The organism is Massilia sp. R2A-15, assembly GCF_030704305.1.
Taxonomy (GTDB): Bacteria; Pseudomonadota; Gammaproteobacteria; order Burkholderiales; family Burkholderiaceae_D; genus JAFCUW01.
This window is the reverse complement of the sequence record NZ_CP131935.1, coordinates 2,162,788-2,174,795: the sequence shown is the minus strand read 5'-3', so window position 1 is coordinate 2,174,795 and position 12,008 is coordinate 2,162,788. Positions and strand designations below refer to the sequence as shown.

Here is a 12,008-nt window from a genome sequence, read left to right as displayed (position 1 = left end):
TCTCCTGTTAGTGTTGGATGAGCGTGGCGGTCTTGCCGCTGCCGTACTGCGTGATGCGTGCCGTGCCTTGCTGGCCGAACTGATCGATGCGGGCCGTGTTCAGGTTGCCGATCTGGTCGATTTCGGCGCGGTTGCCGATGCCGTGCTGGCGGATGGCGGCTTCGTTGTCCTGCCCCTCCTGCTGAACGGAGGCACGGTTGTCGCTGCCGAACTGTTCCACCGAAGCGCGGTTCTGCAGCCCGTCCTGGGCGCCGGCCAGGGCGTTGCGGCGGCCGGCCTGCTCGGCGGCGAAGACGTTGCCGGCTCCACGCTGAAGCAGCAGGGCGCCCTGGGTGGGCGCGGCCTTGCCGATTGTCAGTTCGGGCGGCGCGAGGTCGGCAGCGTAGCCGGCGCCGCACGCCAGTACTGCGAGCGCTGCGATCAGCTTTTTCATAGCGCCGCCTTCTGAACCGTGTAGCGCGTGTCGCCCTCGGCGGCGTAACGCTGCAACACCGGGTGCGACCAGCTGGCCGGGTCCTTCAGCGCCCAGTTGCCGTCGCGGATGCCTTGTACGATCAGGTGGGCGACGCCCGATTCGATCGCCTCGTTGACGCACAGCTGGGTGGGCTCGTTGCGCGTCATGCCGCCTTCGAGTTCCAGCAGGTCCTTCACATTGACGAACTTGAAGATGCTCGGATGGATTTCGTAGGAGTAGATGGTCTTGGTGGTCGAGACGCTCTGCAGGATCTGGCCGCCGCGGATGTCGACGCTGCGCAGGTTCACGGTGACCTGGTCAACCCGGTACTGGGTGGTCAGGCCGATGCCGAGGAAGCGGGCGCCGGCGCCGCCCGTGCGCACATTGCTTTCGTAGGCGATGATGCCGCCTTCGATCAGCACCGAGGCGGCGATCAACGGCGGTATCTGCACGGCGGGCGTGCCGGCCGGCTGCGGCATCTCGAGCGCGCGCACGATCTTGCGCTCGGTGAGCAGGTCCTGAAGGTTCTCGCGCTCGACCGGCAGGAACCAGCCCGACTGCTTCAGGGCCTTGACCAGCAGCGACGAGGCGCCCTGCGTGACCGCGGTGGAGAACGAGCTGTCCGGCGCCGGCTTGTACTGGCCGGTCTGGTCGCGGATACCGTACACCGCGACGGTGACCTTGCCGCTCGGCGGCGGCAGGCTCAGCAGGTCGCGTGTGACTCCCGTGGCCGGCGCGGGCGCGGCGTCGCTGCGCGCGTCCGAGGGCGCATGCTGGACCGCGCAGCCGCTGGCCAGCATCAGGACCGTTGCGGCGAGGGCGCGGCGCGGCGTCATTGGCCCACCTCGAACGAGGTCGTCACGCCGGTCGATTTTTCGGTGGTGGTCACGCGCAGCACGCCGCCGCCCAGGTCCGTCACCGTGATGATGAAATTCGCGGTGGTGAAGGTGCCCGGCACCAGCTTGCCGTCCTGGCCCATCAGCTTGGAAGTGGCGGCCGAGGCCAGCTGGCTGAGCACGGTGCGCTCGAGCGTCTGGTTGAACTGCGCCAGCGGCGACTGGTTGAACGGCGACGATCCGCCCAAGGGGTCTTCCTTGTGCTTGTTGGTCGCGGCGGCCGAGGCCAGCAGGCCGGGCCCGTTGGCCGGGTAACCGCCGAAGTTCGGGTTGACCGGGAGGTACACCAATTCGGCGGCGCAGGCGCTGCCGGTGAGCAGGGCGAGGCCGGCGGCAAGGCGCCAGGCGGGACGGGTGGGCATGGTTTGCTCCTTCGCTTGATTGTCAGATTTCGTCGCGCGCCAGGTCGGCGTCGTTGATGAGGCGGCTCTGGCCATCGGCCTCCAGCACCGCCTGCCAGGTGGACTCGGCCGCTTGTTCGGCCCGGCCCTTGAGTGCGGCGCGCGCCGCCGGCAACTGCATCTGGAATACGCGCCGGTGGCCGAACTCGATCCAGACCTGGCTGCCGGAGCGCGCCGACGGGCGCTCATGGATCGCCAGCGTGTAGCGGTCGCTGTCCTGCTTGTCGCGCCAGGCGGCGATGAAGTAGTCGCTGAATTCGCGGCCGGCCACGGTGATGGCCTGGCTCGTCACGATGCCGGTGGCGTCGGATACCGGATCGCCCGGAACCTGGGCCGTGGCCGGCACGATGGCACAAGCGAGCCACAGCGCAGGCACGCTCAGCCATCGCACGGCGGCGGACATGGAGGTCCTCATTTAATGCTGATAGATGCCGGCATGGTTGTCGCTGCCGGACTGGGCGATGCTGGCGGTGAATCCATTGCCCGATTGCGTGATGTACGCCGTATTCAAGGGCGCGAACCCGACGCTGCCGCTCTGCAGGATCGTCGCGGTATTCAGGTTGCCCGTCTGCGTGATGTCGGCCTGGTTGTAGCCGAGGGTCTGGCCCAGCATCGCCACGTTGCCATCGCCCGATTGCGTAATGGCGCCACTGCCTTCCCTCGCGTCGGCCTGGATCAGGGAAGCGAAGTTGCCCACGCCGTTTTGGATGGTGTAGCCGGAAATGAAGCTGCCGCCGGTCTGGCTGGTGTAAGCCGTATTCAAGCTGCCGGTCTGCGCGATGCGAACGGCGGAGTGGCCGGAAGTCGTGTGGACCGCGTCGATGCGGTTATCGTACCCCGTTTGCCAGGTGAGGGTTGATGAATCGTTCAGCGAGTCGTTCGTGACATGGACGACGTTGCGGTCGCCTTCCTGGGAGATCAGGCCGCTGGCGCCGCCGGTGTCGTGGTGCATCAGCTCCGCGAGGTTATCGTTTCCCTTTTGCCCGATCGAGGTTTCCGAATTGAAGTACTGGTCCTCGATCAAGCTGGCGATGTTCCGGTCGCCCTCCTGCTTGATGGCGCCAAGGTATTCGACGTCGCCGCTCGTCTGGGAGATGGCGGCGTGATTCTCGTTGCCGTACTGTTCGATCTTGGCGGAGTGGCCGCTCAGCGAAAAGATGTTCTGCTGCAGGATGCCAGGCAAACGACCGACGGGGTCGCCGGCAACATTGTTGTTGCCCACTTGCGTGATGGTGGCGGTGGTCGCGTCGTTGACGGTATTCTGTTCCGCGTAGGCGCTGTTACCCGTACCGGTTTGCGTGGTCGTGACAGTGGGCCCGGCCCACGCCGTGGCGCCGGCGCAGGTGAGGATCGCCGCAATCGCGGTTGCTGAGAGTCTTTGATGCACGTTGAACTCCTCGATTAAACACAATGGTTAGCCATTTGAAAACGGCAAACGGAATGCATGAATTGAGTCTATCGAGGGGTTCGCTGCTGAGTTTGACGGTTATCAGGCGCCGGAGCGCGCCGGATCAAGCCGGATCAATGCAAATCTTGCGATCCGGACTTGTTTTTTTGAGGAAATGATGAAGGGGACGCCGGATCTAGCGGCAGCCGGCCAGGATCTTGTCGGCCCTGGCGCCTTCGCGGGCGCGTTCCGCGTCGTCCATGAAGCGGCGCTCGCCGTTCTTGTCGAGTGCGGTGATGCGCTCACCGGAATCGACCGAGCGCTTGACCGCCTGGGCGCGGCTGCAATTGTCGGCTTGTTCCGCCTTCAGCCTGGCCTCGTCCGACGCCTTTTTCGCCTGGTCGGCCTGGTCCTTGAGGCGCTTGTTGTAATCGGCGTTGCGGTCGGCCAGGGTCGGGGCCGGCGCCGGTTTGGCCGCGACGGCGTTCGCGGCGGGCGGCTCGGCCGGCGCGTCGGCGGCGGTCAGCTGGCCGTGCGGCGCTTTGAGGATGTTCTTGAGCGGGATCGACGGCGGCGGCGCGCGGTCGGAGTATTCGCGCACGCCTTTTTCGTTAATCCAGACATACTGTGCCTGCGCCAGGGTGGCGAAGGCGAGCAGGGCGCCGGCGGTGAGCATGCGCACAAGGGAGGGATGGTTCATTGCAGATTCCAGTTCAGTTGCCGTACGTCACTACGCCACGATTTGGCGCGGCTGTCAATCGTAATACGCAGGCGGCCAGCGCAGGCAGTCAAACCGCTGAACCCGCCTGCAAAAAATCCGGCGCCTCGGGACGGCGGGCGCGTTCTTCTGTATAATTCGCTTTTGCGCCTATAGGAAAACACTATGCGTCTTCTTCAAAAAGCACTCACGTTCGATGATGTGCTGCTCGTCCCGGCTTACTCGAACGTTCTGCCTGCCGACACCTCCCTCAAGACTCGCCTGACCCGCAATATTTCGCTGAACATCCCGCTGCTGTCGGCCGCGATGGATACCGTCACCGAAGCGCGGCTGGCGATCGCAATGGCGCAAGAGGGCGGCATCGGCATCATCCACAAGAACCTGAGCGCAAAAGACCAGGCCCGCGAAGTCGCACGCGTCAAGCGTTTCGAAGCCGGCGTGCTGCGCGACCCGATCACCATCCCGCCGGACATGAAGATCCGCGACGTGATCAAGCTCACCGAACAATACGGCATCAGCGGCTTCCCGGTGGTCGAGGGCAAGACCGTGGTCGGCATCATCACCAACCGCGACCTGCGTTTCGAAGAAGAGCTCGATGCGGAGGCGCGCGCCAAGATGACGCCGCGCGAAAAGCTGGTCTATGTGAAAGAGGACACCGACCCCGTCGAGGCGAAGCGCCTGATGAACAAGCACCGCCTCGAGCGCGTGCTGGTGGTCAACGACGCGTTCGAGCTGCGCGGCCTGATCACCGTGAAGGACATCCAGAAGTCGCATGAGCACCCGTTCGCTTCCAAAGACGCGCTTGGCAAGCTGATTGTCGGTGCGGCAGTGGGCGTCAGCCAGCGCGACGAAGAGCGCATCGACCTGCTGGTCGCGGCCGGCGTGGATGTGCTGGTGGTTGACACCGCCCACGGCCACTCGCAAGGCATCCTCGACCGCGTGAAATGGATCAAGACCAAGTATCCGCACGTCGATGTCATCGGCGGCAACATCGCCACCGCGGCCGCCGCGCTGGCGCTGGTCGAATACGGCGCCGACGCGGTCAAGGTCGGCATCGGCCCAGGCTCGATCTGCACCACCCGTATCGTTGCCGGCGTGGGCGTGCCGCAGATCACCGCGATTTCGAACGTCTCCGACGCGCTCAAGGGCACCGGCGTGCCGTGCATCGCAGACGGCGGCATCCGCTTCTCGGGCGATATTTCCAAGGCGCTGGCGGCGGGCGCATCGACCGTCATGATGGGCTCGATGTTCGCCGGCACCGAAGAGGCGCCGGGCGAAGTGATCCTGTACCAGGGCCGCAGCTACAAGTCCTACCGCGGCATGGGCAGCCTGGGCGCGATGGCCGACGGCTCGGCCGACCGCTACTTCCAGGACGCGTCGGCCAAGGCCGACAAGTTCGTGCCGGAGGGGATCGAAGGGCGCGTGGCCTACAAGGGCAGCGTGCTGGCGATCATCTATCAGCTGGTCGGCGGCGTGCGCCAGTCGATGGGCTACTGCGGCTGCGCTTCCATCGAAGAGCTGCGCGAGAAGGCCGAATTCGTCGAGATCACCTCGGCCGGCATGAAGGAATCGCACGTGCACGACGTGCAGATCACCAAGGAAGCTCCGAACTACCGTTCCGAGTAAGACCCAGAAACGCGGCGACCCAGTTCGCCGCGTTTGCATTTCCAGCCTCCCATTCGTTACCAAGAGACAGCGCCACACATGCATTCAAAGATCCTCATCCTCGATTTCGGTTCCCAAGTCACCCAGCTGATCGCGCGCCGCGTGCGCGACTCGGGCGTGTTTTCCGAAGTGTTCCCGTACGACGTCAGCGACGAATTCGTGCGCAACTACGGCGCCGCCGGCGTGATCCTGTCGGGCAGCCACAGCTCCACGCTGGAAGGCGAGTCGGCGCGCGCGCCGCAGGCCGTGTTCGAACTGGGCGTGCCGGTGCTGGGCATTTGCTACGGCATGCAGACGATGGCGGCCCAACTTGGCGGCACGGTGGAGAACGGCCTGGTGCGTGAGTTCGGTTACGCCGAGGTGCGCGCGCGCGGCCATACGGCGCTGCTGAACGGCATCAACGACTTCGTCACGGACGAGGGCCACGGCATGCTGAAGGTGTGGATGAGCCACGGCGACAAGGTGGTGGACATGCCGCCAGGCTTCAAGCTGATGGGCAACACGCCGAGCTGCCCGATCGCCGCGATGGCCGACGAGGAGCGCCGCTTCTACGGCGTGCAGTTCCACCCGGAAGTGACGCACACCGTGCAAGGCAAGGCGATGCTGGGCCGCTTCGTGCATGAGATCTGCGGCTGCAAGTCGGACTGGAACATGCCCGATTATATTTCCGAGGCGGTCGAGAAGATCCGCGCGCAGGTCGGCACCGATGAAGTGATCCTTGGTCTGTCGGGCGGCGTCGATTCGAGCGTGGCTGCGGCGCTGATCCACCGCGCCATCGGCGACCAGCTGACCTGCGTCTTCGTCGACCATGGCCTGCTGCGCCTGGACGAAGGCAAGATGGTGATGGACATGTTCGCCAAGAACCTGGGCGTCAAGGTGCTGCGCATCGATGCCGAAGACCAGTTCCTGGGCCACCTGGCCGGTGTGACCGATCCGGAAGCCAAGCGCAAGATCATCGGCCGCGAGTTCGTCGAAGTGTTCCAGGTGGAGGCGGGCAAGCTGTCCAACGCCAAGTGGCTGGCGCAGGGCACCATTTATCCGGACGTGATCGAAAGCGCGGGCAAGGGCAAGAAGGGCCAGACCATCAAGAGCCACCACAATGTGGGCGGCCTGCCTGAGACGCTGAACCTCAAGCTGCTCGAGCCGCTGCGCGAACTGTTCAAGGACGAAGTGCGCAAGCTGGGCGTGGCGCTGGGCCTGCCACACGACATGGTGTACCGCCATCCGTTCCCCGGTCCGGGACTGGGCGTGCGCATCCTGGGCGAAGTGAAGAAGGAGTATGCGGACCTGCTGCGCCGCGCCGATGCAATCTTTATCGAAGAGCTGCGCAATACCGTGTTCGAAGCCACGCCAATCGAAGGCATCGATTCGGGCGAGCTGCCCCGCAACTGGTATGAGGCGACCAGCCAGGCGTTCGCGGTGTTCCTGCCGGTGAAGTCGGTGGGCGTGATGGGCGACGGCCGTACGTACGAGTGGGTGGTGGCGCTGCGCGCGGTGCAGACGCTGGACTTCATGACGGCGCAGTGGGCGCATCTGCCGCACAGCTTGCTGGGCAAGGTGTCGAACCGCATCATCAACGAAGTGCGCGGGATTAATCGCGTGGTGTACGACATCTCGGGGAAACCGCCGGCGACGATTGAGTGGGAATGATGTTCCCACAGGAATCTTATCGTAATTGATGAGTTATAGAGCCCTGTTCTCACAGGGCTTTATATTTTGAATTTTGAGCCCGCATTGGAAATCAGTTATGGAAATTAAAGTCAACTTTCTCGACAAGCTACGTCTGGAAGCGAAGTTCGACGACTTCACGGTCATCGCCGATCAACCTATCCGCTACAAAGGCGATGGTTCGGCGCCCGGTCCGTTCGACTATTTCCTCGCCTCTTCGGCCTTGTGCGCCGCTTACTTCGTCAAGCTGTACTGCAACACCCGCAACATCCCTACCGAACATATCCGGCTGTCGCAGAACAACATCGTCGACCCCGAAAACCGCTACAAGCAGATCTTCAAGATTCAGGTCGAGTTGCCGGCCGATATTTCCGACAAGGACCGCCAGGGCATCCTGCGTTCGATCGAGCGTTGCACCGTCAAAAAAGTGGTGCAGGAAGGTCCCGATTTTGTGATCGAAGAGGTGGCGAACCTAGACGCCGACGCGCAGGCGCTGCTGACTTTGCAGCCTTCTGCCGAGTCGAGTACCTACATCGCTGGCAAGGATCTGCCGCTGGAGCAGACCATCGCCAATATGTCGGGGATGCTGGCGAGCTGGGGCGTCAAAATCGAGATCGCTTCGTGGCGCAATATCGTTCCCAATGTCTGGTCGCTGCACATCCGCGACGCTCACTCGCCGATGTGTTTTACCAATGGCAAGGGTGCGACGAAGGAGAGCGCGCTGGCATCGGCCCTGGGTGAGTATATCGAGCGCCTGAACTGCAACCATTTCTACGCAGGTGCGTTCTGGGGTGAGGACATCGCTGGGGCGGACTTCGTGCATTACCCGAACGAACGCTGGTTCCAGCCTGGCCCCGACGACGCGCTGCCGGCCGGCATTCTCGACGAGTACTGCCTGCAGGTCTACGACCCCGACGGCGAGCTGCGCGGCTCGCACCTGATCGACACCAATTCCGGCAACGCGGAGCGCGGAATCGTTGCGCTGCCGTTCGTGCGGCATTCGGACGGCGAGGTGGTGTATTTCCCGTCCAACCTCATCGAAAACCTCTACGCCAGCAATGGCATGAGCGCCGGAAATACGCTGGCCGAAGCGCAGGTGCAATGCCTGTCCGAAATTTTTGAACGCGCGGTCAAACGCGAAATCCTGGAAGGCGAGATGGCATTGCCGGATGTGCCGCAGGAGGTGCTGGCGAAATACCCTGGCATTATCGCCGGCATCCGGGCATTGGAGGAGCAGGGCTTCCCGGTGCTGGTCAAGGACGCGTCGCTCGGCGGAACCTATCCGGTGATGTGCGTCACCTTGATGAATCCGCGAACCGGCGGTGTCTTCGCCTCGTTCGGCGCGCACCCGAGCTTCGAGGTGGCGCTCGAACGCAGCCTCACGGAATTGCTGCAGGGGCGCAGTTTTGAAGGCCTGAACGATCTGCCTGCCCCCACTTTCGCAAGTGAAGCCGTGACTGAACCATATAACTTTGTCGAGCACTTCATCGATTCGAGCGGTGTGGTGTCGTGGCGCTTTTTCAGCGCGAAAGCGGATGTCGATTTCGTCGAGTGGGACTTTTCTGGCGAGGGCGAGAATTCCAATGCCCAGGAAGCCGCCACCTTGCTCGGCATCCTCGAAGGCATGGGCAAAGAGGTCTACATGGCGACGTATGACGAGCTGGGCGCCGTCGCCTGCCGGATTCTGGTGCCCGGATATTCGGAAATCTACCCGGTAGAAGATTTGGTCTGGGATAACACCAACAAGTCACTGCTGTTCCGTGAAGATATTTTGAATTTGCACCGCCTGGACGACGCCAGCCTGGAGGCGCTGCTGGAGCGTTTGGAGAACAACGAGCTGGACGAGTATTCCGACATCGCCACGCTGATCGGCATCGAGTTCGACGAGAATACCGAATGGGGGCAGCTGACCGTGCTCGAGTTGAGGCTGCTGATCAACCTCGCCTTGCAGCAGTTGGAAGAGGCGCACGAGCTGGTCGGCGCCTTCCTGCAGTACAACGACAATACCGTCGAGCGCAGGTTGTTCTACCAGGCCTTGAACGTGGTGCTGGAAGTGGTGCTCGATGACGACCTGGAACTGGACGATTACGTGCTCAATTTCCGCCGGATGTTTGGCGACCTTCGCATGGACGCGGTGCTGGGCTCGGTGGATGGCAGCGTGCGCTTCTTCGGCTTGACGCCGACGAGCATAAAACTTGAGGGCCTCGACAGGCACCACCGCCTGATCGACAGCTACAAGAAATTGCACAGGGCGCGGGCGAATGTGGCGGCGGCTTCCAGTTAGCACGTAGGGCGTGCGGACAGGCGCGCAGGGTTGACAGCCGTTTCAGAGACAAGCCGCAGCGCCGGGCAAAAATCCCAAGGACTCGGCCGGGACAATGGTTGGCGCTGTCGGCAGCTTGACTGCAAGGTCAACAAATAGTGAAAGCGGCTGGAAGCCCACTGCATCGCAGCTTGTGGAGTTACTGGGGTCACATACGCGCGCACGCACGAAGCGCACGCAATTGAGCGCGTTTGGATCAGCCATGCAGGTTTGGCGATTTTGCGCGTTGCAGGAGGGTAATGCATTTTTCGCAATCTCGACGATGCTTGTGCTGCCATCGGGCGCCCGATTCAATGCGAGGTAATCAATGCGTACGCTTTGATCGGAAACCGGCGAGGCCAACAGCAGCTCTCCTGGCGAGTCTCGGAACACGGCGTTCTGCTTGATCGTGCTCAGCGCGCTGTTGCTGCTGAAGTCGGCAGATGCTGCTGCATTCGCGGCACGGCGCGTCACTTCCTGCAGCGTGTTGTAGATGTACATCATCCGGGCCACTTCGATTACGCCAAAGACAAACACGAAGAAGACCACGAGCAAAAGCGAGAACTCGACGGCAAAAACGCCTGTCTGTGCGGTGCGGCGAGGCGCGCGCAGGCGCGATGGGCGATTAATTTCCCACATAGCTCATCTCGACTTCTGCGGTCACTGGCCACCCGTACCGCCCGGTTTCGACTGCGCCGAAGAATTGATCGAACATGTCCAGGCGTACGCTCACGAAAACTGTGTCGGGCAAGGGCCGGCTCCCGACGCCCGTACAGCGGACTCTGCCACAATAAACTTCCACTGTTGCAGGCGCAGCGCCCATGTGCAACTCCGAGGTGACCGTTTGCGCGATCGTCGAGGCAGTTGCGCCTGCCGCAGTTGCCAGCGTTGCCGATCTCATTTCCTGCGCCGAAATCGTGGACAGGTAACGCGCAGCGTGTTGAGCAGCTTTTTGAGCCGCAGTGTAGTGCCAAAAATACACCGAGAAAAACAGCGGCACCGTGAAAAAGATAAGGAGGATCGGTAGCAGAAATGCGAGTTCTACCGCCGCAACACCTTGCTGGCGCCGGTGACGTGACGCGCGACGTGGGGAAATGATCATGGATAGAGCTCCACTGGCCCGGAAAGGGATTTTTCCGGAATGATGCCGCCGAATTCGGCGTACACGCTGGTCGCGGTTGCAGGAATGGTCATGAAAAATTTACCGACCGCGAGCACATCGGCCGATACCCCATCGCCAGTCGCGATGGGACACGACAACAGGGGCACGTTTAACACTCGACGGTTCTCTTTCGAAATCGCCAGGTGGGTCGCACCCGGGACACCGTAGTTCGAGCCGCTCGTCATCAGGTACGGCGTATTTGTAGCACCAGTGGGATAGCCCGATGCGGTGGGGCTGGCGCCATACAGGCTAGTCCAGTCGCTGACCAGGAAAGTGGCGTCGCCGGCCGGCGGTTCCGTGGCCGCATATTTTGCCGCGCGGGCGTATGACCACAGTGGTCCAAATTTGGCGCCGCCCGGGGGCGCGGGAAGGTCCAGTACGGTTTGTAACCTGGCGCCCGTGGTGCTGGGGTCTGCAACCTGCGCAGTCGGAGCCGGGCTCATCCAGGAAACAGCGGTCGCGGCCTCGTATATCTTGACGTTGAAGTCCGGCGGCGAGCCATTCGCCTTGCAGAGGTTATTTTCGTATTGATCGAAACGCGAATTGAGCTGCCGGTATAGGTCGCTGAGCGGAAACGGCCCCGAAACGCGAATCGAGCCGCCGGTCACTCGCGGCATCCACATCGTCCCGGTGCACACGAAGGGGCCGACCGCCGCCGCGGAAGTATGGGTTGACGCTCCCGTCGCACCCGGCGGAAAGACCGGGTCGACGACGAAATTTGCCGGGGTGGTGGCGTTTGGGTTCAACTGCATCAAGTCGTAATTGACGCCGCGCCGAAAGCCGAATTCAACCAGTTCCACGGTAATCGGGGGGCCCGGATTGGTACGAGCGCCACGGGGGACGGGCGACATTGCGCAGATCGCAAGAGGGGTGACGTTGACAGACCCGCGGCCAGCGACCGCACGATCGCTGATCGCGCTGGTGGCCGTATAGTCTGAAAGAATTTGAATGAAAAAAGTGTCGACCGTTCCAACGGCTGGGTCCAGGGCGGATGTGTCAACTTTCGCATAATACCGGCCGGCCGGCGTCGATTTCGCGGTAGTTGCGTCGATCCAGTCTCCCGTGGGGGAGGGCGACGTGCCAAAGGTGATCGCCGCCTCGTTCCAGATCATGGGGCTGCCGTATTGGTAGGTCAGGCGGCGTGCGGCGGCATCCGCTTTCGTCAAGGCTGCAGTCACTCCCGCCTGGGTACCGTTCAACTCGCGCGCCGCAGCCAATGCCACTGACTTGGCTATGCCGTTGAGCTCGGCTTTGCGGTTGTATATCATCCCCAGGTCGATCGCCAGCGCGCAAAAGCCAAGCAGTACAAACAACAGGGGAATGAACATGAGGGAAAACGCGCCTCGCTGCCGTCT

At 62.6% G+C, this 12,008-nt stretch carries 12 protein-coding genes; 3 read left to right on the top strand and 9 right to left on the bottom strand.

What is annotated here, in order from left to right:
• Window positions 1-7: 7 nt before the first annotated feature.
• From Q4S45_RS09935 to Q4S45_RS09910, 6 genes are all read right to left on the bottom strand, one after another.
• Window positions 8-433 (bottom strand): hypothetical protein, encoded by a 426-nt coding sequence (locus Q4S45_RS09935; protein WP_305511452.1) that lies wholly within the window; start codon window positions 431-433, stop codon window positions 8-10.
• Entirely contained in the window at window positions 430-1,290 is an 861-nt protein-coding gene (locus Q4S45_RS09930; protein WP_305511450.1) for a CsgG/HfaB family protein, read from the bottom strand. Before Q4S45_RS09930 ends, Q4S45_RS09935 begins: the two co-directional genes overlap by 4 nt.
• The gene (locus tag Q4S45_RS09925; RefSeq protein WP_305511448.1) at window positions 1,287-1,712 is read right to left on the bottom strand and encodes a curli assembly protein CsgF; all 426 of its coding nucleotides are present in this window, start codon (window positions 1,710-1,712) and stop codon (window positions 1,287-1,289) included. Before Q4S45_RS09925 ends, Q4S45_RS09930 begins: the two co-directional genes overlap by 4 nt.
• Window positions 1,713-1,734: 22 nt before the next feature.
• Window positions 1,735-2,154 (bottom strand): CsgE family curli-type amyloid fiber assembly protein, encoded by a 420-nt coding sequence (locus Q4S45_RS09920; RefSeq protein ID WP_305511446.1) that lies wholly within the window; start codon window positions 2,152-2,154, stop codon window positions 1,735-1,737.
• A gap of 12 nt (window positions 2,155-2,166) precedes the next feature.
• Window positions 2,167-3,138: a hypothetical protein gene (locus tag Q4S45_RS09915; protein ID WP_305511444.1), complete on the bottom strand. Its 972-nt coding sequence runs from the start codon at window positions 3,136-3,138 to the stop codon at window positions 2,167-2,169.
• A 196-nt stretch (window positions 3,139-3,334) separates the two neighbouring features.
• Window positions 3,335-3,838, bottom strand: a complete 504-nt coding sequence (locus Q4S45_RS09910) for a DUF4124 domain-containing protein (RefSeq protein WP_305511442.1) — start codon at window positions 3,836-3,838, stop codon at window positions 3,335-3,337.
• Window positions 3,839-4,021: 183 nt separating this feature from the next.
• On the opposite strand from Q4S45_RS09910, the gene guaB reads away from it, so the two are divergent.
• The 3 genes from guaB to Q4S45_RS09895 all read left to right on the top strand — a co-directional run bounded on the left by guaB (window position 4,022) and on the right by Q4S45_RS09895 (window position 9,473).
• The gene (guaB, locus tag Q4S45_RS09905; RefSeq protein ID WP_305511440.1) at window positions 4,022-5,482 is read left to right on the top strand and encodes an IMP dehydrogenase; all 1,461 of its coding nucleotides are present in this window, start codon (window positions 4,022-4,024) and stop codon (window positions 5,480-5,482) included.
• A gap of 78 nt (window positions 5,483-5,560) precedes the next feature.
• Window positions 5,561-7,171 carry a glutamine-hydrolyzing GMP synthase gene (guaA, locus tag Q4S45_RS09900; protein ID WP_305511438.1) on the top strand — a complete coding sequence of 537 codons (1,611 nt, stop codon included), beginning with the start codon at window positions 5,561-5,563 and terminating at the stop codon, window positions 7,169-7,171.
• A gap of 97 nt (window positions 7,172-7,268) precedes the next feature.
• Complete coding sequence (locus Q4S45_RS09895) at window positions 7,269-9,473, top strand: OsmC domain/YcaO domain-containing protein (RefSeq protein WP_305511436.1); 2,205 nt, start codon at window positions 7,269-7,271, stop codon at window positions 9,471-9,473.
• Window positions 9,474-9,515: 42 nt separating this feature from the next.
• Here the strand turns inward: Q4S45_RS09895 and Q4S45_RS09890 are convergent, their stop codons facing one another.
• The 3 genes from Q4S45_RS09890 to Q4S45_RS09880 are packed head-to-tail and all read right to left on the bottom strand — an operon-like array spanning window position 9,516 to window position 11,981.
• Complete coding sequence (locus Q4S45_RS09890) at window positions 9,516-10,130, bottom strand: TadE/TadG family type IV pilus assembly protein (protein ID WP_305511434.1); 615 nt, start codon at window positions 10,128-10,130, stop codon at window positions 9,516-9,518.
• Window positions 10,117-10,593 (bottom strand): TadE family protein, encoded by a 477-nt coding sequence (locus Q4S45_RS09885; protein WP_305511432.1) that lies wholly within the window; start codon window positions 10,591-10,593, stop codon window positions 10,117-10,119. The genes Q4S45_RS09890 and Q4S45_RS09885 overlap by 14 nt, the downstream gene beginning before the upstream one ends.
• Window positions 10,590-11,981: a pilus assembly protein TadE gene (locus tag Q4S45_RS09880; RefSeq protein WP_305511430.1), complete on the bottom strand. Its 1,392-nt coding sequence runs from the start codon at window positions 11,979-11,981 to the stop codon at window positions 10,590-10,592. Before Q4S45_RS09880 ends, Q4S45_RS09885 begins: the two co-directional genes overlap by 4 nt.
• Window positions 11,982-12,008: the final 27 nt, after the last annotated feature.